The organism is Methanomassiliicoccales archaeon (assembly GCA_026394375.1).
Taxonomy (GTDB): domain Archaea; phylum Thermoplasmatota; class Thermoplasmata; order Methanomassiliicoccales; family UBA472; genus JAJRAL01.
The window spans coordinates 114843-135419 of sequence record JAPKYJ010000013.1; the positions used below are offsets into that span (position 1 = coordinate 114843).

Below are 20577 nucleotides of genomic sequence, written 5' to 3' on the forward strand. Positions count from 1 at the left end.
ACGGCAATATCAAGGACTGAGTCTCCGTTGAAGTCGCCGAGTTCCGCGTCGACTGGGTGTGGTCCGATGGTCAGAAGGGTCGCGAAGTCATCGAACACGGTGCCGTTCTTGAACAGCAAGGTCGGATCGTACTGCAGCGATGGCTGGACCGAAGGCGCCGCAAGTCCGCTCTGTGGAACGAAGGCAGCGCCGGAGGGAAGGAGCATGGACACTACGACAAATACAATTACCACGAGCATTACTGCCCTGCCCCGCCTGTGCATTACGCCCATCCCTTGAGAGAGAATCGTCACGGGGCGATATAAATGTGCGCTCGTCTGGCTGAACTCTGGCCCCCGCTCCTCCAAAAGCCTGGCCTACCTGCTGCAGAGAAGTGATATCGATCGAGAGACTCACTTGGGGTAATCAGTCTTGAGAATCACATCTCAGGGCGTAAATAGGCACATGCGGATGGAAAGGCTGATGGGAAGACCTGGACTGGAGTTCGCCATCACCCGAATGGCCTTCGACGAACAGGTGAGGATGATCCTCACTCTAACCTCCTCAAGACCTATGACGGTGAGGCTGATCGCTGAAGGGGTGAGCCTCCCCCTCGACCGGGCCTATCATCTTGTCCGAACCATGTCCTCATTGGGGATGCTGCGGAAGGTCCGGCTGCCTAATTCCCATGTCAATACCTACACAGCCAACGTCAAGACCATCGACTTCCGCATTGAGCAGGATTGCCTGGGCATCATGGTGGTGTTCGAGGATGGAGGAAGAACGAGCATGGAGATCGGCACCTCCAAGGCCCAGGTCGATGCTCTCTAGGTTCGGTGACCGATGATGCTTTCCAGCGATGCATAGAATCGGCTGGCCATGTCCTTGGCCTCCTCCTTATCGGATGCGGGCTGGAGCATGAGCCTGCCGTTGGGGTAGAGGGTGTATTCCTTGCCCTTGGCGCGAGCGATCAGCATCACTCCCTGGTCCTCCACCTGGAATCCTAAGCTCTTCAGAAGCTCCGCAGCCTTTTCCAGGTCGACCCGAACGCTCTCCTGAGGCACCGCCGTCAGGGACTTCGATTCACAAAGGCGCAGGAGCTTGAAGCGCATCCTAGCCCTGCTCCTGCAGATAGCGTAAGGCGCTCGTCCGGAACTCATCCAGCGTGCCCTCGTTGATGATCATGCGGTCGGCCACGGCGATCAGCCCTCCCAGACCCCAGCTCAGCTCGCGCAGGTCCCGCTCCAAGAACTCCTCCCAGCTGCCAGGAGCGTCCGCCCTCCCCCTCCGCTGCAACCTCTGGAAACGTGTGCGGGGGGAGGAGTGAACGGCCATCAACTGCACTTCCTCTCCGAAGGCGTTCTTGAAGATTCTCAGCTCGTCCAATCCTCGGCTGCCGTCGATGATCGTCAGAGGTGATCTCACTCGCTCCACGCACCTCTTCGCCCAGATGTCGTAGCCGAGGCGCTTTCTCTCGTCGTTCGCGAACCTTCCAACTGCTTTGTCGTTGGGCTCCAGACCTTGCTTCGAGGCCCATTCGCGCACCACGTCGCCCATGCGCACGACCTCGTATCCGATGCTCAGGGCCACGGAGACGAACTCCTCTTTCCCTGCTCCAGGCATGCCGGTGATGACGATGACCTTCACAATATTCTCCTCCTCACCCCAGCAGCTTCCTGGCCGCCTGCAGTAGGTCCGGGCCGCGCACTTCGAGCTCCGTGGCCGTAGCCATCAATTCCGAGTAGACGTTCGCATCCAAGCCTGCCAAGGCCGCATATCGGGGGCATATGCCGAGCAAGTAAGCAAGAGCGATATCTTCTTCCCTGCCCCCATTGGGCGCGAAGGGGCTGAATATGTCGGGCCGGAGGCATCCTTTGACATCCGCCACACCTGTTACATCTGACCTTGATCGTGCCAGCTCGTCCGCTTTTGCTTTGGCAACATCGAGGTCCAGGCCGCGCAGGCGAGAAGCTAGAGCCACAGGCTCCAATCCCAGCCGGCTGGCCTTCTCCAGCAGCTTGGCCGCACCAACCGCATCGAAACCCACAGAGATGAATGCGACGTAACCGGAAGCATCGATGACGAGCATCCCTGGCTCCTTCAGTCCCTCTTTGAGCACGGTGGGAGGTTCATTGTACTTGACGAAGGTACGGCAAGGCCAAGGACAACCAGAGCAAGCTGAGTCGCGGTGTCGAATATCGGCCAGGTTCTTGAAATCTTGATCGGGCAGGAGTGAGTCGATGCCGTGCCTTCCATGCACCTTTTCCCGAGCAGAATCCATCAGCCTCAGGCAAAGTTCGTAGGTTGCATCGGGATTGGCGATCTCCAGCTCGCCCATGCCCCTGGCGCCTACCGCCTTGAGGTTCATGGCGCCCAGCCTTGCCCCGAATCCCACCTTGTCACCTTCGGACCAATAATCCACCACCGCCTGAGCCATCGTTCCCTGCCCTTCCCCGGCGGGACCGACGGAGATGACCTGGATGCGGTCCTCTCCTTGCTCTGAGCGGACGAAGTCCACCGTCTCCCAGGTGTCCTTGCCCCAGATCTTGCCCGCAGGCAGGATGTCCGCGATCTCATCGTGAAGCCATAGGTACACAGGCGAGGACGCTTTACCATGCAGGACCAGATAGTCGAACCCGGCCAGCTTGAGCTCCGCTCCGGCGAAGTTCACCAGGGGCGAGTGCATGATGCGACCGGTGATAGGTGAACGTGCGCTCACCACCGCCAAAGCGCTGCCGGGAACGGCGGTGGCGGTGAGCAGCCCGGTCCCTACCACCACCGGATCGTTCTCCCGGAACTGCTCGTGAAGTATCAGGTTAACACCAGCCCCTCCCAGCCCAGTGCGGACCCATTCGTCCTTCAGCTCGAGCTCCTTTGTCTCGCCCTTCGCAAGGTCGACCACCAGGACGTTGCCGGTGCACAGGTAGTCCATTCAATCACCCTCCGAAAGGCATCTGGTGGGGCAGATGCGGATGCAGTAGGGTTCTTCGTCCCCGCACTCGTCACAGGGCTCGCGGAGCATGATGGGCTTGGCCCCCGCGCCATCATCACCGGAGGATTGCCCGGCCCTCTGGACCTCCAACCCCTCTGGCCGCGCCAGCACCAGATCGTCGTCGGGCAGCTTGATCATCATGCCGAAGTAGTTGCGCTTGTCGTCCAGGTGCAGCATGATGCTGGATCGCATGGCGGTGAACACCCGGTCGCGGCGGAAGCTGCAGGCCAGCTCGCACAGTCCGCATCCGGTGCACTTGAGCGTGTCGACATTGATGGGCATCCAGACACCCGCGTTCGAATCCCCGTTCGGGATAATAAACAGTTGCTCAGGGTGCCAGTCAGGGAATGACCGCCATTTCCGGGGCGTGGGGCGTGCTTCCGAAACCCGGCTCTCTACGAAGCATCATCTTTCCCAAAAGGATTAAGCTACAAAATGCTTACCTGCATCGTCCGGGCCCTAGGATAGCGCGGTCATCCAGAAGGAGGGGAGCACACGCAACAGACGAAGTCCGTGGAAGCGATCCTTGAGGAGATACTCCAACAGGAGTTCACCGCCGACCCCGGGGTGCAGAGCGCCTCCATCGTGTCCAAGACCGGGCTGCTGATTGCTGGCAAGACTGCTTCCGTCTCTAAGCCAGAGACGTTCTCGGCCATGGCCGCCATCATGTACTCCAGCGCCGAGGCCACGCGCACCGACGTCCTGAAGGACAAGCTCGAATACATCGTTGGAACCTTCCGTTCCTCCAAGCTGATCATATCCGAGGTCTCTTCTTCCCTGCTCATAGTCGTCACCGCCGAGCGGACGGCCGACAACGAGAAGATCCTGGAGAACATGAACAAGGTGGTCACCAGGACGAAGCAGGAACTGGTCTGGCTACGCTGAAGCTCAGATGATGTGCTCTGCGGTGTCCTCTAGTATCCGATCGCAGTAGATGCACCTGAGCGTGGGCGGGTTCCTCGCCTCCACCATGAACTCCGGCTCCACAGGCTCCTTGAGGTTGGTGATGCAGTTGGGGTTGCCGCAGCGGACTATGCCGCGCACCACCTCGGGCAGCTTGACGGTGTACTTCTCCGCCACGTTGAAATCGCGGATGATGTTGATGGTGGCCCGGGGCGAGATGAGGGCGATCTTGTCTACCTCCCTTGGATCTAGCTCCCGATCCTCGACCTTGAGCACGTCCTTGAACTCCGTCTTCTTGGAGGGCACATGCATGAGCACGCTGATGGGCGATTGCACGTTCGTTCCAGAGACCCCGATGATGCGCAGCACCTTCAACGCCATGCCGCATTCGATGTGATCTATCACCGTGCCGTTCCGGATGGGCGTGACCTTGAACTCCTTCATGCCAGCTCGCCTCCCAGCACCAGTAGCAGGAGGGCCATCCTCACCGGCACCCCGTTGAACGCCTGCTCGAAGTATTTGGCATGGGGCGTGGAATCCACCTCCGGAGCGATCTCGTCCACCCGGGGCAGGGGGTGCATGATCGTGAGGTCCTTCTTCGCCTCCCGGAGCAGGACGTTGTCGATGCGGTAGCATCCCGCCACCTTCAGGTACTCGCTTGGGTCCGGGAACCTCTCCTTCTGGATGCGAGTGATGTAGAGCACATCCGCCTCGCGGATGACGTCCTCCAGCTTGGAGGTGAGCTTGGGCTTGCCGCCCAGCTTCTCCATCTGCTTGACCGTTTCCCGAGGCATCTGCAGACTAGCTGGCGCAACGAAGGTCACCTCCGCTCCGAAGAGGGTGAGGGCCTCGGCGAGCGAGTGCGCGGTGCGTCCATACTTGAGGTCGCCGACCAAGGCCACTTTGACGTTCTCGATATGCCCCTTCTCCCGGCGGATGGTGAACAGGTCCAGGAGCGTCTGCGTGGGATGTTGCCCGGCGCCATCTCCGGCATTTATGACCGGCTTGGAGGAGAAGTGCGCTGCCAGCCTGGCCGCCCCTTCATGCGGATGTCTGAGAACGATGACGTCGGAATAGGATTCGATCATGCGCACCGTGTCCGTAAGGGTCTCGCCCTTCACCACCGACATCATGGAGGGATGGGACATCTCCAGCGTCTTGCCTCCCAGTCGGGCCATGGCGCTCTCGAAGGACATGCGCGTGCGGGTGGAAGGCTCGAAGAACAGGTTGGAGAGGATGCGCCCCTCCAGCGCCTTGCTGTGCGCCTCGCCCTTGGCATAGGGGACCATCTTCTCCGCCAGGTCCATGACCTGCTCGATCTGCTCTCGGGAAAGGTCCCTGATGGAGACGATGTCCGACCCCTTGAAGCTCATGCTACCCTCGGCTCTGAATAACACCAAATCCTATAAGTTAGCTTCGACCTGGAAGGGAGCCAGTCAGGCTTTGGCTTGGCCGGTCTGTTCGAACTTCTCGAGCACGTCCTGCATGCGTGCGTACCAGTCGTTGACGCAACGCTCGAGCTTCTTGCGCAGCATCTCCCGGCTGATCCCCTTGTAGATATGGTAGTAGCCGCCCCGGTCAATGCTCTTCGTCTCCCTATAGGCCATGCCACAGCTCATGAGCTTCTGCAATGCCCGGTAGACGGTCGAGCGGTCCTTGCCCATCTTCTCCGCCAGCTCGTCCGCCCGGACCGAGCCCAGCTCCGTCAACTGGTAGTAGACCTCCACCTCGAAAGCTCCCAAGGAGAAGGCGCACTGCACCAGGTCGTGGCAGGTGGACACCTCACCGATTATCTTCTCAGGCAACATTGGAACATCATTCTCCGTGTCTAGTCAGCTCTTGTTCGAAAGACTTATAAGCGAAGAGGTTTTTATAGTTGTCGCACAACCGTGCAAAACCGTTAACGGTGATCACATGAACAAGGATGAGAGTTTGGACTGCAAGGGGCTGATGTGCCCCATGCCCATCGTCAAGCTAGCAAAGAAGATGAAGGAGATGCAGGTGGGCAAGGTATTGGAGCTGGTGGCGGATGATCCAGGCTCGAAGGAGGATGTGCCTGCATGGTGCAGTCGCACCGGGAACGAGCTCGTGGAAATGAGGCAAGAAGGCAAAGTCTTCTACTTCTACATCCGGAAGAAGGCGGCCTGATCTGGCAGCTCAGGCGACACATAACAGTGGTGATTGGTTATGGCAGAGAAAAAGAAGGTAGTGATCGTGGTGTCCGAGAGCACTTTCGACAAGGCGATGATGTCCCTCATGATCGGGAACACCGCCGCGAGCATGGGAATGGAAGTCCATATCTTCCACACGTTCTTCGGGCTGAGCCTGATGAAGAAGGGTGCGAACCCGAAGGCGCCGGGCATGTACCGGCTCTTCACAGGCATGTTCAACAAGAGGATGTTGGCGGTGGGCGTGGAGGGTTACGAGGCGCAGAAGAAGATGGCGTTGGAGCTAGGCGTCAATATGTACGCCTGCAGCACCACCATGTCCATCATGCACGTGAAGGAAGAGGATCTGGACAAGGGGGTCAAGCTCCTGGGAGCGGCGGCCTTCCTCAATATCGCAGCGGATAGCGACATGCAGTTCTTCATCGGGTGATCGTTTGTCCTCCGTCCTATTCATAATGACCAGGTCACCTCACGAGTCCACCGGCCTGGAGTTAATTCCGGATATCGGGGGCAGCGACAAGAAAGGCGTCATGCTCTTCGAGGACGCCGTGTACTTCGCGGTGGACAAGAAGGCGGGCAAGCATCTGTCCGAGCATGCGGACGAGGTATTCGTGCTCAAGGACGATTTGGCTGCCAGAGGGTTCAAGGGCTGCGCCACCGGCAAGTTCCAGGAGATCGACTATCAACAGGCCGTGGACGTCATCATGGAACGATACGACCGGTCGGTGACCATCTGAGGTGAGGGAGTTGCCAAAGACGCTGTTGATTCATTTGCGATCGGGCTCCATGATGAACATGGACTCGAACTGCGCGGTCAAGCTGATGTCCGCTGCCCTGGACAAAGGGTATAACGTGCGCCTCTTCGGATATGGCGAGGGAGTGACCGTCATCAAGGAGGGTCAGGACCCGAAGCGTTTCCCCAACGTGGGGAACGAGCTGAAGAAGCTTGCGGAGAGAGGGGCGACCGTCGTGGTTTGCGAGACCTGCTGCGCCGCTCGGGGCATCCACCGAGGCGAAGAGATCCAAGGCTCCAAGATAGGGAGCTTGACCAACCACCTGTCCAAATTCGTATCCGAGGCGGACCGCATGGTAACGTTCGCGAGGTGATCAAAATGGCAGACAGCATTCTCATTCTGTGCACAAGGGCGCCTTACGGAACGGAAGAAGGCTTCGCGGGGCTGAGGTTGTCGCTGGCCATGCTGGCCAGCGGTCTGGTCGGCCGTTCGAGCGTCCTGCTGGTGGGAGACGGCACCCTGAACGCCGTGGCTTCGCAGGAACCGACCGCCATCGGCATGCCTTCGAACGTGGAGGCCATCAACGACCTGGCGGACTTCGAAGGGGAGGTCTTCGTGGTCGAGGAGGACCTGAAAAGCCGGGTGGGGGACGTGCCCATCCTCGAAGGGGTGAAGAAGGTCACCTGGGACCAGGCTCGAACGATAATCAAGGACCACGCGTTGGTAACGACTTTCTGAGAACCATTCTCTCTGGCCGGCGAAGAGCTGGCCATATCCTATCCCTTTTCTGCAAAGTTATTAATCCGGAGCGGTGATTGGCGACTAGATGATCGAGAACCTTTCCCGCTCAGGTCTCGCCAGGAGAACGACCTGGACCGTGTACGATCACCGTGTCACGACCCCCAACATGGTCTTCCTGCGGAGCGAGAGCATCAAAGCGCCCGATGGTGCGGAAATCGTGGCCTTGGCCGCGAACGGGCTCCGATGGACGCTTCCTGATGGCGAGAGCACGTTGTTCGAGTTCCCGGAACGGTTCTATGCACCCCCGGCCCTCGAAGACCGGGAGGGAGAAGAGGACGCATGTCATTCCACCCAGGACGAGACCGAGAAGGGAAATGAGGGACGAGCCCATGAGGAAGGAAAGGAGCTCGTCGTCCTCGAAGGCGCATTCGAACTGCGGCGCGATGCCCGCTCCTTCGTCAGCCAGGTGACCGCCCTAAGGCAGCAGGTCGGACCGCGACCTCTGATATTCGCTCCTGGAATGGCGGACGTTTCGAACCTAGCCCTTCTAGTATATGCCGGGATCGATTTGGTCGATTCGTCCTTGCTCATGTATCAGGGCCTTAGAGGACACCTCTCCACGCCAGAGGGATGGTTGCCGGCGGACAAGGCCGCTTGGCTCGTCTCCAACGCCTCGCCCGATAAGCAGGTGGCCTTCAACCTGAGTTCGGCGTGGAAAGAGCTCCAGCTGGTCAAGCACATGATCGAGGCAGGCAGATTGAGGGAACTTGTGGAAACGCGCTCGAACGCATCCCCCTGGAACGTGGCAGCCCTCCGCCTTCTCGACCTGCAATGCTACGATCTGCAGGAGCGTTTCACCCCGGTGGTCGGCTCGAGGTTCTACGCCAACTCCAAGCAGTCACTGAACAGGCCGGATGTCGTCCGTTATCGAAAGCGCATCTGCGAGCGTTTCCGGCCCGCCCCGCACAAAAAGGTCCTTTTGCTCCTACCTTGTTCGGCGAAGAAGCCCTACTTCACCTCCAAGAGCCACCGGGCCTTCCGGTCGGTCCTCACCAGCGTTGCCAACCACTACGTGGTACAGGAGCTCATCGTGACCTCGCCGCTGGGAGTGGTACCGAGGGAACTCGAGCTCTTCTACCCCGCGGCCCAGTATGACATCCCGGTCACTGGTCACTGGGACCTGGAAGAGAAGAAGATGGTGCAGGAACTGGTGAGGCACGTCTCCTCGCTCGGCTTCGAGCAGGTCATCTCCCACCTCGGTCCAGAGAGCGAGTTCGTGCGCGAGGTCGTGGACTGCACGGAGACATCCAACGGCCGGCCTACTTCGTCCACATCCCTGGCGGCGCTGGAGAGCGCGCTGCGTCAAGCCTGCGAACCTTACGAAAACGTGTCCGGAGGAGCGGAACGTGCCGCGTCCCTAGCCTCGGCGGCTCGCTGCCAGTTCGGAGAGGGCGGGGAGCGTCTGCTCGAAGGATGCTCCGTGTCAGGCAACTATCCCTACTCGAGGATCATGAGCCAGGGTGTCCAGATGGGCATGCTGACCCAGGAGCGGGGAATGATCTCCCTCACGCTGGATGGCGGGGAACGCCTTCAGCCCATCGGCAAGCACTGGGTGGAGATGGAGGATTTCGATCTCAAGGGCAACCTCTTCTGCAAGGGAGTGCGTTCGGTCGACCCTGGCATCCGGGCGGGGGACGAGGCTTTGGTGCTTCGAAAAGGAGAGCTGGTGGCGGTGGGCGTGGCCGCGGTCTGCGCGGATGACATGCTTGCCAGCGAGCGCGGTCAGGCGGTTGCGGTCCGGCACAAGCGCAAGAGCTGACTCCGCGTCCGAGCACTTTCGGAAAGGCCAGCTGCTCTTTCCTCTTCGACTTTCGCTCACCTCTCCTGCTCCGCTATTTAAATAAGCGCCACGTTCACAAGAACAGTGATGCGTCTTGGATACGGATGCCGAACACTACAGCTGGGAGGATGTCTATCACCTTTATGGTGTTCTCGTTCGGATGCACGATGCACAGCCATCCCACGGTGAGCCGGGGAGTAGCCCCACTCCCCCCACCGATTTTTCTGCCATGAACAGGTGGTTCTAGATCGAGAACTGGATCGAAGGATCAACGCCTTTTGAACTGCGCGAGGAGCGATGCGCGAAGAGTGCAGGTGCCGGGATTCGAACCCGGGTGTTTAGCTTGGAAGGCTAAAATCCTAACCGCTAGATTACACCTGCGCGGGCGACCTTATCACACTTCCTCATTTTAAAGCTTCTTCGTGCCACCTCAGGGAACGATCCAATCTGGCTTCACCCCCTTTGTATCTTCTCGCTCGCCTCCGATCCTCGAGGGCAAGCATCCCACTATTGAATCAAGGTCAAGACCGAACTCGAGAACCAATTCCTCAAGCTTAAGTCGTGGCCTGCCCATTTCCGAAAAGGATGTCAGTTCCCGCCGAATCCGATTTCCAGAGGTACAAGCGTAGGGCCGTCAGCCCACGCGAGGCGGTGGACATGATCGCTCGCGGCAAGACCGTCTTCATCGGCACCGCCGCCGGGGAACCTCAGACCTTGGTGAAGGAGCTTGGGGCGAGAGCGAGCGAGATGGCGGACAACGAGATCATCCAGGCTCTGTCCCTCTTCCTCTCCCCGGTGGACCATGACCGCTCGAAGACCGGCTTCCGGCTCAACGCCCTCTTCGTCGGTCCAGAGGTTCGCGGGGCGGTTCAGGAAGGGCGGGCCGACTACACTCCCGCCAACCTCTCTGAGATTGCTGACCTGCTGGAGAGCAACATCATCCACGTGGACTATGCGCTCATCCAGGTGGCTCCACCGGACGAGAACGGCAACTGCTCGTTGGGCGTGAGCGTGGACATCACCAAGAGCGCCGCCAAGGCGGCGGAGACGGTCATCGCTCAAGTGAACCCGAGAATGCCGGTGACCGGGGGCGATTCCATGGTCCACGTCTCCGAGATCGATGCCTTCGTGTATCAGGAGGAGCCGCTCCTGGAATGGAAGAGACCGCGGGAGGACGAGCCGGAGGTGCAGGCCATCGGCAAGCACGTGGCGGCGCTGGTGGAGGACGGCTCGACCATCCAGATCGGCTACGGCTCGATCCCGGACGCGGTGGTGCACTCCTTGATAGGAAAGAAGGATCTGGGTGTGCACACGGAGATGTTCTCCGACGGGCTGATAGAGCTCATCGAGGCCGGCGTGGTCACGGGACACAAGAAGACCTTGCACCCTGGCAAGGTGGTGGCCTCGTTCGTCCTGGGCAGTCAGAAGCTATACGACTATGTCGATCGCAACGACACCTTCGAGTTCTATCCCAGCTCCTACACGAACAGTCCATGCACCATCAGGCAGAACCGGCACATGGTCGCCATCAACTCCGCCCTTTCCATAGACCTCACGGGCCAGGTGTGCGCCGACCAGCTGGAGCATGAGTTCTACTCCGGCATAGGAGGATTGGCGGATTTCATGAGGGGAGCTTCCATGTCCAAAGGTGGCAAGTCCATCATCGCCATTCCTTCCACGGCCCAGAATGGCAAGGTCTCGCGCATCGTTCCGGTGCTCCCGGAGGGAAGCGCGGTCGCGGTCAATCGCTGCGACGTGCACTACGTGGTCACGGAGTTCGGCATCGCGGAGCTGCGCGGAAGGACCATAGGGCAGCGAACCTTGGAACTGATAGATGTCGCGCATCCCAAGTTCCGCGCCTCTCTGCTGGAGGAGGCCAAGCGTCTTGGTTACTTGAGAAGAGAGCGTTCGGCCGCCCCCTATGCGGGAAGGCCGTATCCAGCGGAACGGCAGATCATCACCAAGGCCAAGGGCATCGGCGTGCGCATCCGCGCCCTGAAGCCATCGGACGAGGAGATCCTCAAGGAGCTCTTCTACTCGCTGTCGGAAGAGAGCGTGCACGAGCGCTTCCTCTCCTACGAGAAGATCATGCCTTCGGAGATCCGCAACCTGCTCAATCTGGACTACGATGCGCGAATGGCCTTCGTGGCCCTTATCCGTGAGGAGGGACATTGCGAGGCCATCGGCATCGCCGCCTACGACACGGACCCAGTGACAGGATTGGCGGAGGCCTCCTTCGCGGTGCGGGACGATTTCCAAGGACAAGGGCTGGGCACAAAGATGTTCGGCATGCTCGTGGAATACGCAAAAGATGTGGGAATAAAGGGTTTCACGGCGGAGATCCTCCCCACCAACATCCGCATGCTGGACATATTCCACCGCTCCGGTCTCAAGGTGGAGACCAAGCTGGTGGAGGATGTCATCGACGTGCGTGCCCTCTTCTAATCACTTCTTGGGCTCGCACGTGACGCTGATGCGGTTCTCTGCCAGCCTGTCCACGACGGACGGGTCGGCGAGGGTAGTGGTATCTCCGATGTTGTCCAGGTCCCCCGTGGCTATCTTCCTGAGGATACGGCGCATGATCTTGCCGCTGCGGGTCTTCGGTAGCCCGGGAGCGAACTGGATGACCTCTGGAGAAGCGATCGGACCTATTGCCGTCCGCACATGCTTCACCAGCTCCTTCTTGAGCTCTTCTGAATCCTCCACTCCCGCCTTCAGGGTGACGAAGGCGTAGATGGCCTCGCCCTTGATCTCATGGGGCATGGGTACGACCGCCGCCTCCGCGACCTTTGGATGGGAAACGAGCGCGCTCTCCACCTCTGATGCGCCAATGCGGTGTCCGGACACCTTGATGACGTCATCCACCCTTCCCATGATCCAGACGTATCCGTCCCGGTCCTTTCGGGCTCCGTCTCCGGTAAAATAGATGCCCTTCCAGCGAGAGTAGTAGATCTCCTTGAAGCGCTCGTGCTGCCCGTAGACCGTGCGCATGATGCCCGGCCAGGGCTTCTTGATCACCAGATAGCCGCCTTCGTTCGGCCCTGCCTCAGTTCCGTCCTCCTTGAAGATGGCCGGCTCGATGCCAAAGAACGGCAGGGTGCAGGAACCCGGCTTGGTGGTGATGGCCCCCGGCAAGGGAGTCACGAGTATGCCCCCCGTCTCCGTTTGCCACCAGGTGTCCACGATAGGGCACTTCTCGTGGCCCACATTGTGATGGTACCACATCCAGGCCTCGGGGTTGATGGGCTCGCCCACCGTCCCCAGCAGACGCAGCGATGATAGGTCGTGCATTTCGGGCCACTTCTCCCCTTCGCGCATGAGCGAGCGGATGGCCGTGGGCGCGGTGTAGAAGATGTTCACCTTGAACTTCTCCACGACGTGCCAGAAGCGATCTACCTGGGGGTAGGTGGGCACGCCCTCGAACATGATCGAGGTGGCGCCAGCGGAGAGAGGCCCGTAGACAATATACGAATGACCGGTGATCCAGCCTATGTCTGCGGTGCACCAGTAGGTGTCCTCGTCCCGGTAGTCGAAAATATACTTGAACGTGGCGGTGGCGAAGAGCATGTAGCCGCCGGTGGTGTGCAGCACTCCTTTCGGCTTGCCGGTGGATCCCGAGGTGTATAGGATGAAAAGAGGGTCTTCTGCGTCCACGTGCTCCGCCTCGCAGACGGCGGACGCGTCCTTCATCTCATCGTGCCACCAGAAATCACGTCCGGAGACCATGTTGACATCGAGACCTGAGCGTTTCACGACCACTACCTTTTCCACGGTCGTGCCCTTGTTCAAGGCCACGTCCGCATTCTGTTTCAAAGCGATGCTCTTGCCGCTGCGGTAGGAGCCGTCGGCGGTGATGAGGAGCTTGCAGTCAGAATCGTTGATGCGATCTCGCAACGAGTCGGCGCTGAAGCCACCGAAAACGATGGAATGCACGGCACCGATGCGGGCGCAGGCGAGCATGGAGACCGTCAGTTCCGGTATCATTGGCAAATAGATCGATACCCGGTCCCCTTTCCGCACACCCATCTTCTTCAGTACGTTGGCGAACTTGCACACCTCGCGATGAAGTTGCTGGTAGGTGAAGGTGCGAACGTCCTCTTCCGGCTCCCCCTGCCATATGATGGCCGCCTTGTTCTTGCTCGGCCCTTTCAGATGACGGTCCAGGCAGTTGTAGCTGGCATTGAGCTTGCCTCCTTCGAACCACTTTATGACCGTGTTCTCCTTGTCCCATGAGAACGCCGTCCTCCAGGGAGAGAACCAATGAAGCTCCTGCTTAGCCAGTTTCTCCCAGAACGCTACCGGGTCGGCGATCGATTCTCTGTACAGTTGCTCATATTCCTGCATGCTCTTGATCCTGGCCTTCTCCCTGAATGCGGGAGACGGTTCGAACCTTCGGTCCTCATTCATCACCGACTCAATGGTCTTACCATCGTTCATTCTCGGTCCTCCGGCTGGCCTTCTACCTCCGCGTCCTTGCCAGGCGTCGGCAAGTCGTTCGCGGGCGTAGGGATGTATGACCGATATTCATATAACCGTTACGGAAAGAAGGGCCGACAATCAACGAAATAGATACTAATTGCAGCGATGATTACGAAAATCGTATCCGGATAAAGGTTCGGAAGGAGGGGGCAGAGGTGGCTGACCCCCTCCTTTGATCGTGAGTTCTAGGTTGGGACTGGCTCAGCTGGCATGGCCACTGCGTAGTGGCCGTGCACCTTGTGCTTGTCGAAGTCCTTCTCGATGGAGCGCAGTTCTCGGTAGAATCCCTCGAGATCCTCCGCGCCCTCTCCGTGTTCTTCAACCTCGTGCGCCAGCGCTTTTACCTCGCCGACGGTGTGCGTCTTCATCCAAGCCTCCACGCCCGGCTCGAACTCCATTCCCACGATATACACGTCTTGCAGCTTCATCGTCGCATCCCATCCCTAAGGTGTTTGTGTGCATCCCATCCCTAAGGGGTTTATTTGTGTGTTTGTCCGACTTGTGTCAGACGCTTTGAGTAAATGTGTCATACACTATATAATCCTTTCTTCTGAACTGTCCAGCACGAGGTCTTCGCATCGGCAAGTGTCATATTCCATCAATCTGGGTCATTCGAGAAGCGAGTCGTCCGACAATCACCTTCTATACTCCCAGAGCCAGACATATGAGGCGGGTGAGAAGTTATTTGTTGGTAATAATCAATAGGAGCCTCGTTCGATGGGGGTGCCACGGTGGGGTTCCTCGACTCACTTACTGACAAAGAGGCCAAGTCGCTCAAGAAAGCACAGAAGCTCATAGAAGTACCAGAGGGCAGCGTTCCCACGGTGGAGAATCTGCTCAAGGCAAAGGAAGCGCTGTTCGAGAACGCCAGCGATCCGAACCTTGCACACAAGCAGGAGTACTCCGACACACTAGCCAGGTTGAGCGACCTCCTTCTTCGGGCAGGTGTCCCGACAGAGGCCGCGCAGGTGGCGGACAAGGCCATCATGATCCTGCCCGAGAGCGTGCTGGCCATCTTGGCCCGGGCCCGAGCCATCGCAGCCATGGGTTCTGTGGATGATGCCATCGGCACCCTGGATTGGGCCATCAACCGCAGCCCGTCGGAGAAGGGCCTGTGGATGGAGAAGGGCTGGATCCTGGATCGCGCAGGCAGAGGGCAAGCGGCCCTGGATTGTTGGAAGAAAGCCTCCGAACTGGATCCGGCGGACATCTACATCTATGATGTCCTGGCCAACAAGACGCGAGACAAACCCTATTGGCTGAAGCGCAAAGGAGAGGCGCTGATGGCCAAGGAGATGCACAAAGAAGCGGTGGTGGCCTTCGACGAATCGCTGGCGGTGGAACCTAACAACGTCAACGTCATGATCGAGAAGGGCAAGGGCCTCATGCTCCTCAATCAGTTCGATGAGGCGGGGGTGGTGTACGAGGACGTGCTCAAGCTCGACCCGCGCAACTATTTCGCCCACCTGAATCGCGCTCGGGCCCTCAGGCAGAAGAACGACTTCCAGGGCTCGATCCAGAATTACAAGGAAGCGCTGCGCTCCAACCCGGCGGACAAGCGCACCTGGGTGGAGGTGGCTTCATTGCTCGAGTCCCTCAACCGCAACGACGAGGCGCTCAAGGCGTACGAGCGATCATTGGAACTGGATCCGGAGTTCATACCCGGACTAGAGGGAAAATGCAGCGTCCTGCGCACCCTGGACCGTCAGGAGGACGTGGTGGCCTGTTCCGCCCGCATCCTGACCTTGAAGAAGGACGATATGGTCATGCACTCCATGCTCATCGGGGCGCTCGTGAAGCTCGGCCGCTTGGAGGATGCCCTCGCCGCCATCGATGAGGCGCTGAAGATCGCGCCTCGCGACCGCGATCTGCTGGAGAGGAAGAGGGGAGTGCTCAAGGAGATGGGCAGGCACGAAGAGGTCATTCTGGTGGCCGGGGACATAATCACCTATCACGACGAAGACGCCGGCACGCTCTACGACCTGGGCATGGCCTTCTTCCTCACTGGCAAGTACAACGAAGCGCTCCGACCTCTGGAGCGAGCCCTCAAAATGCAGCCAGACAAGGAGAGCGCCCTGGTGGCCATGAAGGAATGCTACAAGCACTTGGACCAGGACAAGGAAGTGCTGAACACCTGCGATCGCATCCTGACCCTCAATCCGCGGAACAAGGACGCTCTGGAGGACAAGGCCATCGCCTTGGACCGCCTGGGAAAGAAGGACGATGCCATCGAAGTCTACGAGAAGATCATCGAGATAGACCCGTACGACGAGGACATCCTGGCCGACCTGGCCGTGGCCTACTTCGCCAAGGAGAAGCAGGAGGAGGCGCTGAACAAGGCGAGCATGGGGGCGGAGCGGTTCCCCCAGAACCCGCTGTTCTGGATGATCAAGGGCGACGCGCTCTTTGCATTGGGACGGGCGGGCGATGCGGTGGAGGCCTTCACGAAAGCGGTGGAGCTCAAGCCCAACGACAAGCGCCTGCTCTACTCAAAAGGTCTGGCGTTGGAAGCCTCGCATCGTTGCGAGGAGGCCATCGCCTGCTACGACGAGGCTTTGCAGATGGACTCCACGGACAAGAACCTGTGGATATCCAAGGGCGTGGCATTGGAATGGCTGGAACGCTACGACGACGCTCTCAAATCCTACGATCTGGCGCTTTCCCTCGACCCGGAGAACGCATTCACCCACGTGCGTCGGGGCCTAGTACTGGCCAAATTGGAGCGCCATGACGAGGCGGTGGTCGCCTTCGACAAGGCCATTGAACTAGGCACCAAGGAGATCGAGGTGCTGGAATCCAAGAAGGAGTCCCTCAAGGTCCTTGAACGGCACGACGAGGTCATGAAGGTGGCCGAGCGCATCGTCAAGCTCGACCCCAAGAACGTCAAGGCCTGGGTGGACCGCGGTCTTTCGGCCCAGGAGCTGAACGACCTGGATGAGGCGGAACGCTGCTTCGACCGCGCCCTGGAACTGGAACCAGAGAGCCTGGAGATACTGGAGCTCAAGAAAACGGCGGTGCTACGGAAGGGGGAGATGGAGAAGGTGGTGGAGGTCTGCACCTCCATACTCCGGATCGATCCTCGGAGCAAGAGCGCTCATGTGGACCTGGCTCTGGCCTTGGAGAAGCTGGGGAAGTTGGAGGGGGCGGTCATTGAGTTCGATATCGCTCTGCAATTGGACGAGAACGACCGGCAACTGTACAACAAGAAGGGGCTGGCGCTCATCGCTTTGGGCCGATACGGTCCGGCGGTGGAGGCGTTCGATGCCGCCTACCGCCTGGACCCGGAGGACCCTCGCACCCTGGACAACAAGGGACGGGCCCTGCTCCTCCTACACTCGTATCAGGAAGCCTTGGAAGCTTTCGAGCGCTGCGTGAACATGTCCCCTGACACCGTTCAGTACCAAAGTGATCGCGGACGGGGATTGGCCTCATTGGAGCGCTTTGACGAGGCGGTGGAGGCGTTCGACGCCGCATTGAAGATGGACAAACGCGACGGGCAGACCTGGAAGTACAAGGGCACGGCGCTGTTCAAGCTGGGCCGCCACGAGGAGGCGGTGGGCTGCTTCAACAAGGCCATCGATCATGGGGCGGAGGACCAGGCGGTCTACAAGTCCAAAGGGCGCGCCCTGGAGGAGCTCGGGCGGGTCCAAGACGCCATGGAATGCTACCAGAAAGCCCTCACATACGATGACAAGGACGCGCAGCTGTGGGCCAGAGTGGGAGGGCTCTACGCCAAGCTGGGGGACGTGGAGAGCGCCGCATCGGCCGTCGACCGGTCGTTGCAGATCGACCCTAGGAACCAGAAGGGCTGGATGGCGCGAGCCGATCTCATGGAGAAGCTGGGCAAGAACGAGGAGGCGCTCAAGAGTTACGATAGCGCCATCGGCATCGATCCCTCCGACCCCTTCGCCTGGAACGGCAAGGGCATGGTGCTGCTGCGATTCGGCTCCAACGACCTGGCCAAGCGGTCGTTCGAGAAGGCATTGGAGCTCAACCCGTCCATGGAATCGGCCACCGAGGGCCGGCGCATCGTGGACCGCAAGCTGCATGAAGGAGAGGTGGCCGGCTTTGCACTCAAGGTGCTGGAGGCGGAATACCGCACCGGTGGAGAGATATCCAAGGAGGACGCGTTCCGCGAGTGCGGTGTGCCCTATTCGCACCTGGATGAGGTGTTCACCTACCTGGAGCAGCCCGAGCCCATCGACATCAACTCCATGGGGGAGGCAGAGTTCTCCGAGTACGAGGAGATGTCCCGTCGAGTGCTGATGGCCGCCTACCGGAATCCATCCGTCGCCAGGCACGGTCTTCGCTTGGCCGATGTGCTCATGAACCTTCCTGAGCGGGACATCGCGGTGGCGAAGAAGGTGCATTCCTACGTGGAGCGGGTGAACGAGATGGAGTTCCGTACCGGCCCGCCCGACCCCGAGACGGAGAAGCTGCTGCGCACCGCCCTCGCCCTCCCGGATGACAAGCGGTCCGCAGTGGGCATCATGGAGAATCTGGGCGTAGGAATATACACGGCGCGCAAGCTCATGGCCATGATCCAGAAATTCCATGGCGCAGGGTACAAGGCGGCGCCGGTCCGGATCAAGGAGCTGCACGCCGAAGAGGACAAGGTGGAGCTCGAACCCCGTCCCCAGAAAGACCTGGTGGACCGGGCGACGGAGCGAGCGGCGAAGGCGGAGTCCCGGCCGCCGCCCAGGAAGCCCTCGCCATACGAGGCGCCGGAGCTATACGTCAGATCGCAGCGGGAGAAGAAGGAGGCCGAGCCTAAGGAAGAGGGCGCCCCTGAGGTCAAAGGCAGGCGTTGTCTATTCCACGGCGGGCTGGCGGTGATGAAATGCCCCTCCTGCAATTCCGTCCTGTGCCAAGAGTGTACATCCTCGGGAGCGTGCCCTCGGTGCAAAGCGCCATTGGGCACCGGACCGGTGAAGAAGCCCCGGGATGACGCGGAGGGCTCATCAGAGAAGGGCGATAGGTCAGAGGGGAAAGGCCCGGAGCAGCCTCGGGATTGGAGCAGGCTCTAGACGCCTGGATCATCGCGCTTCGTTCGGTCGTTCCTCGTCGGCAACAGCGAACGCGGCGCGGTCCGCTTCAATCTGGTCGGTCTTGATGAACTCCCGGAGCAGGGAGGTGGCGTAGCAGCCCTTTCCCAGGACAAATGAGAAGCAGGCGTCATTGGACTCGACCGAGCACTGGAAACGGTCGAACTTCGCCACCAGCTCCCGTCGGCTACCCCGGGAACTGCACTTCTGGAGCTGGGGAACGATGAAATCGTTCGCTTCGACACGCTCCTCGCTCAGCACCAGGCGCTCGATCTCTCCAGGAATTCCTTCGGCGAGAAGGCTCTCCGAACCGAAGAGCAATCCGCCGACGTAGGCCCGTCCATTGCGCACCTGCTGTGCCACCAAATCGAGGTTACTCCAGTTCACAGGCACCGGCTTCTCGTGGTCTGGTAGCCCATCCTTGTCGACCGGGAGCACCAAGTCCCCGATCAGAGGCTCGTTGAGGGGCAGCCCCCGGCGCACCCTTTCGCACAGCATGCGGTTGAAGAGATAGGATTGGTAGGCGTGCACGAACATCATCTGCAGGTTCGGCGGCAGCACGCCAATGGCCCCGGCGTAATCACCTGGATTGCGAGCCAGATATCCGACCATCATCCGTTCGAAAGTGAGCACCCGGGGGAAGAGAGGCAGTGCGCCCTGGAAATCCCTGGTCCGGTCCACATAGCCGCGGGCTTCCTTGGCCTGGGGGTTTTCCTGCTCCACTGGCTCCCCTACATACGCCATGCAGGCCCCCTCCATGTCCCCTCGGATGATGTGCTTGCCCACGATGTGCGTTATCGGCCGCAGGGAGCCGAAGCGCTGCACTCCGAAGAAATTGGGGAAGCCGCCCAAGAGGTTCAGCTGCTGCAGAGTATCCTCGGTCTCTCGTCTCAGCTCATCCTCCTTCACGCGACAACCGCGCACCCAGATGCGGAACGAGTTGCCGATGAGGTCGCCGATAGTAATGTGCTTGCGCGAGCGGTAAGCATTCGTTATCGACACGTCATGGACGCCGATCTGTTGCACCGCCTCCAAGGATGCCTCGAAGGACATCAGCTGGGAGGTCACTCCCCTTTTGTCCTTGGTGCCAGCGAAGGTGATCCGGTTCCGGCTCATGTGCATCGCCTTCCCGAGCTGTCGCACCAGGCGGTTCGTTTCCCAATTGGTAGAGGTGACGGTGGCGATGACGAATCCGCCTTCCTCGTCCTGGGGAGGAAAACGGGAGACCTCGTCCACTACGAAGTCCTCCGGTACTTGCTTCAGCGCGCCCGCTATGCCCTGGCTATCAGTAAAAAAAAGCTCCAGTCCTATGGCCTTTTCCGGACCGAGGCTTTCCCGAGGCATGGATCACTTCAGATCCTTGACCAGCTTATCCCTGGCTTCCTTGTAAGTGTTGGAGAGGGACTTGGCCGCCCGCTTGAGCGCGGTCTGCGGTTTGCCGGCGCTGACGCGCACGTACAATGTTGGTATGTCGAGCTCCGGGTGGCCGGTGGTGTACTTCACCTCGCTCACCTGCTCATCATCCAGGAGCACCTTCACCAGGGGAGAGATCAAGGTCATGTCCGCGTCCTTGATCTGGATCCTAATGGAATCCTTGTCCTTCTCGATGAGCTGAATCTCCATGCTCGGTGGCTATATTAGGCGCGTTAATAAAGGTTTTGATATCTTGGGGATGAGGGGAGACCAGACCCAGTGG

General features: G+C 59.7%; 21 protein-coding genes and 1 tRNA gene. 10 read left to right on the plus strand and 12 right to left on the minus strand.

Going from position 1 to position 20577, the window contains the following annotated elements; all coding sequences use genetic code 11:
• Positions 1 to 411: 411 nt before the first annotated feature.
• On the plus strand, positions 412 to 810 hold the full coding sequence (locus tag NT137_02465; GenBank protein ID MCX6652200.1) for a hypothetical protein: 399 nt from the start codon (positions 412 to 414) through the stop codon (positions 808 to 810).
• Here NT137_02465 and NT137_02470 read toward each other — a convergent pair.
• Genes NT137_02470 through NT137_02485 form a run of 4 tightly spaced genes read right to left on the minus strand, consistent with a single transcriptional unit; the run spans position 807 to position 3253 of the window.
• Positions 807 to 1091, minus strand: a complete 285-nt coding sequence (locus NT137_02470) for a hypothetical protein (GenBank protein MCX6652201.1) — start codon at positions 1089 to 1091, stop codon at positions 807 to 809. The two genes, NT137_02465 and NT137_02470, sit on opposite strands and share 4 nt — an antisense overlap.
• Before the next feature lies 1 nt (position 1092).
• Positions 1093 to 1626 (minus strand): AAA family ATPase, encoded by a 534-nt coding sequence (locus NT137_02475; protein MCX6652202.1) that lies wholly within the window; start codon positions 1624 to 1626, stop codon positions 1093 to 1095.
• A gap of 13 nt (positions 1627 to 1639) precedes the next feature.
• A complete protein-coding gene (locus NT137_02480) occupies positions 1640 to 2911 on the minus strand; it encodes a hypothetical protein (protein ID MCX6652203.1) in 1272 nt (423 codons plus the stop codon).
• On the minus strand, positions 2912 to 3253 hold the full coding sequence (locus NT137_02485; GenBank protein ID MCX6652204.1) for a 4Fe-4S binding protein: 342 nt from the start codon (positions 3251 to 3253) through the stop codon (positions 2912 to 2914).
• A 231-nt stretch (positions 3254 to 3484) separates the two neighbouring features.
• On the opposite strand from NT137_02485, the gene NT137_02490 reads away from it, so the two are divergent.
• Positions 3485 to 3856 (plus strand): roadblock/LC7 domain-containing protein, encoded by a 372-nt coding sequence (locus NT137_02490; protein ID MCX6652205.1) that lies wholly within the window; start codon positions 3485 to 3487, stop codon positions 3854 to 3856.
• Positions 3857 to 3859: 3 nt separating this feature from the next.
• Here the strand turns inward: NT137_02490 and pyrI are convergent, their stop codons facing one another.
• The 3 genes from pyrI to NT137_02505 all read right to left on the minus strand — a co-directional run bounded on the left by pyrI (position 3860) and on the right by NT137_02505 (position 5682).
• The gene (pyrI, locus tag NT137_02495) at positions 3860 to 4318 is read right to left on the minus strand and encodes an aspartate carbamoyltransferase regulatory subunit (GenBank protein ID MCX6652206.1); all 459 of its coding nucleotides are present in this window, start codon (positions 4316 to 4318) and stop codon (positions 3860 to 3862) included.
• Complete coding sequence (pyrB, locus tag NT137_02500) at positions 4315 to 5247, minus strand: aspartate carbamoyltransferase (protein MCX6652207.1); 933 nt, start codon at positions 5245 to 5247, stop codon at positions 4315 to 4317. The genes pyrI and pyrB overlap by 4 nt, the downstream gene beginning before the upstream one ends.
• Before the next feature lie 63 nt (positions 5248 to 5310).
• Positions 5311 to 5682 (minus strand): helix-turn-helix domain-containing protein, encoded by a 372-nt coding sequence (locus NT137_02505; protein MCX6652208.1) that lies wholly within the window; start codon positions 5680 to 5682, stop codon positions 5311 to 5313.
• 106 nt (positions 5683 to 5788) lie between these two features.
• Between NT137_02505 and NT137_02510 the strand changes: the two genes are divergently transcribed.
• From NT137_02510 to NT137_02535, 6 genes are all read left to right on the plus strand, one after another.
• Entirely contained in the window at positions 5789 to 6022 is a 234-nt protein-coding gene (locus NT137_02510) for a sulfurtransferase TusA family protein (protein ID MCX6652209.1), read from the plus strand.
• Positions 6023 to 6061: 39 nt separating this feature from the next.
• Positions 6062 to 6472: a DsrE/DsrF/DrsH-like family protein gene (locus tag NT137_02515; GenBank protein MCX6652210.1), complete on the plus strand. Its 411-nt coding sequence runs from the start codon at positions 6062 to 6064 to the stop codon at positions 6470 to 6472.
• Positions 6473 to 6497: 25 nt separating this feature from the next.
• Positions 6498 to 6779 carry a sulfurtransferase complex subunit TusB gene (tusB, locus tag NT137_02520; GenBank protein ID MCX6652211.1) on the plus strand — a complete coding sequence of 94 codons (282 nt, stop codon included), beginning with the start codon at positions 6498 to 6500 and terminating at the stop codon, positions 6777 to 6779.
• 10 nt (positions 6780 to 6789) lie between these two features.
• Entirely contained in the window at positions 6790 to 7149 is a 360-nt protein-coding gene (locus tag NT137_02525; protein ID MCX6652212.1) for a DsrE family protein, read from the plus strand.
• A gap of 5 nt (positions 7150 to 7154) precedes the next feature.
• Entirely contained in the window at positions 7155 to 7514 is a 360-nt protein-coding gene (locus NT137_02530; GenBank protein ID MCX6652213.1) for a DsrE family protein, read from the plus strand.
• Between the two features lie 88 nt (positions 7515 to 7602).
• Entirely contained in the window at positions 7603 to 9336 is a 1734-nt protein-coding gene (locus NT137_02535) for a DUF5591 domain-containing protein (protein ID MCX6652214.1), read from the plus strand.
• A 330-nt stretch (positions 9337 to 9666) separates the two neighbouring features.
• Here NT137_02535 and NT137_02540 read toward each other — a convergent pair.
• Positions 9667 to 9738: transfer RNA gene (locus NT137_02540), tRNA-Gly, on the minus strand.
• A gap of 204 nt (positions 9739 to 9942) precedes the next feature.
• Between NT137_02540 and NT137_02545 the strand changes: the two genes are divergently transcribed.
• Positions 9943 to 11802: a GNAT family N-acetyltransferase gene (locus NT137_02545; protein ID MCX6652215.1), complete on the plus strand. Its 1860-nt coding sequence runs from the start codon at positions 9943 to 9945 to the stop codon at positions 11800 to 11802.
• On the opposite strand, the gene acs is transcribed toward NT137_02545, so the two are convergent.
• Both acs and NT137_02555 read right to left on the minus strand, forming a co-directional pair.
• A complete protein-coding gene (gene acs, locus NT137_02550) occupies positions 11803 to 13794 on the minus strand; it encodes an acetate--CoA ligase (GenBank protein MCX6652216.1) in 1992 nt (663 codons plus the stop codon).
• 227 nt (positions 13795 to 14021) lie between these two features.
• The gene (locus NT137_02555; GenBank protein MCX6652217.1) at positions 14022 to 14264 is read right to left on the minus strand and encodes a hypothetical protein; all 243 of its coding nucleotides are present in this window, start codon (positions 14262 to 14264) and stop codon (positions 14022 to 14024) included.
• A 303-nt stretch (positions 14265 to 14567) separates the two neighbouring features.
• Between NT137_02555 and NT137_02560 the strand changes: the two genes are divergently transcribed.
• Positions 14568 to 18863, plus strand: coding sequence for a tetratricopeptide repeat protein (locus tag NT137_02560; protein ID MCX6652218.1), 4296 nt, complete (start codon positions 14568 to 14570; stop codon positions 18861 to 18863).
• Positions 18864 to 18872: 9 nt separating this feature from the next.
• Here NT137_02560 and truD read toward each other — a convergent pair whose 3' ends face one another.
• Together truD and NT137_02570 are read right to left on the minus strand one after the other, a co-directional pair.
• Positions 18873 to 20225, minus strand: a complete 1353-nt coding sequence (gene truD / locus NT137_02565; protein ID MCX6652219.1) for a tRNA pseudouridine(13) synthase TruD — start codon at positions 20223 to 20225, stop codon at positions 18873 to 18875.
• 3 nt (positions 20226 to 20228) lie between these two features.
• Positions 20229 to 20504: a DNA-directed RNA polymerase subunit L gene (locus NT137_02570; GenBank protein ID MCX6652220.1), complete on the minus strand. Its 276-nt coding sequence runs from the start codon at positions 20502 to 20504 to the stop codon at positions 20229 to 20231.
• Positions 20505 to 20577 lie beyond the last annotated feature (73 nt).

What these genes read in the sequence shown, in the direction of transcription:
- NT137_02470 (MCX6652201.1), bottom strand. Translation starts at nt 1,091, where the DNA reads ATGCGCTTCAAGCTCCTGCGCCTTTGTGAATCGAAGTCCCTGACGGCG.
- NT137_02480 (MCX6652203.1), bottom strand. Translation starts at nt 2,911, where the DNA reads ATGGACTACCTGTGCACCGGCAACGTCCTGGTGGTCGACCTTGCGAAG.
- NT137_02485 (MCX6652204.1), bottom strand. Translation starts at nt 3,253, where the DNA reads ATGCCCATCAATGTCGACACGCTCAAGTGCACCGGATGCGGACTGTGC.
- pyrI (MCX6652206.1), bottom strand. Translation starts at nt 4,318, where the DNA reads ATGAAGGAGTTCAAGGTCACGCCCATCCGGAACGGCACGGTGATAGAT.
- pyrB (MCX6652207.1), bottom strand. Translation starts at nt 5,247, where the DNA reads ATGAGCTTCAAGGGGTCGGACATCGTCTCCATCAGGGACCTTTCCCGA.
- NT137_02505 (MCX6652208.1), bottom strand. Translation starts at nt 5,682, where the DNA reads ATGTTGCCTGAGAAGATAATCGGTGAGGTGTCCACCTGCCACGACCTG.
- NT137_02510 (MCX6652209.1), top strand. Translation starts at nt 5,789, where the DNA reads ATGAACAAGGATGAGAGTTTGGACTGCAAGGGGCTGATGTGCCCCATG.
- NT137_02515 (MCX6652210.1), top strand. Translation starts at nt 6,062, where the DNA reads ATGGCAGAGAAAAAGAAGGTAGTGATCGTGGTGTCCGAGAGCACTTTC.
- tusB (MCX6652211.1), top strand. Translation starts at nt 6,498, where the DNA reads ATGACCAGGTCACCTCACGAGTCCACCGGCCTGGAGTTAATTCCGGAT.
- NT137_02530 (MCX6652213.1), top strand. Translation starts at nt 7,155, where the DNA reads ATGGCAGACAGCATTCTCATTCTGTGCACAAGGGCGCCTTACGGAACG.
- NT137_02535 (MCX6652214.1), top strand. Translation starts at nt 7,603, where the DNA reads ATGATCGAGAACCTTTCCCGCTCAGGTCTCGCCAGGAGAACGACCTGG.
- NT137_02545 (MCX6652215.1), top strand. Translation starts at nt 9,943, where the DNA reads ATGTCAGTTCCCGCCGAATCCGATTTCCAGAGGTACAAGCGTAGGGCC.
- acs (MCX6652216.1), bottom strand. Translation starts at nt 13,794, where the DNA reads ATGAACGATGGTAAGACCATTGAGTCGGTGATGAATGAGGACCGAAGG.
- NT137_02555 (MCX6652217.1), bottom strand. Translation starts at nt 14,264, where the DNA reads ATGAAGCTGCAAGACGTGTATATCGTGGGAATGGAGTTCGAGCCGGGC.
- truD (MCX6652219.1), bottom strand. Translation starts at nt 20,225, where the DNA reads ATGCCTCGGGAAAGCCTCGGTCCGGAAAAGGCCATAGGACTGGAGCTT.
- NT137_02570 (MCX6652220.1), bottom strand. Translation starts at nt 20,504, where the DNA reads ATGGAGATTCAGCTCATCGAGAAGGACAAGGATTCCATTAGGATCCAG.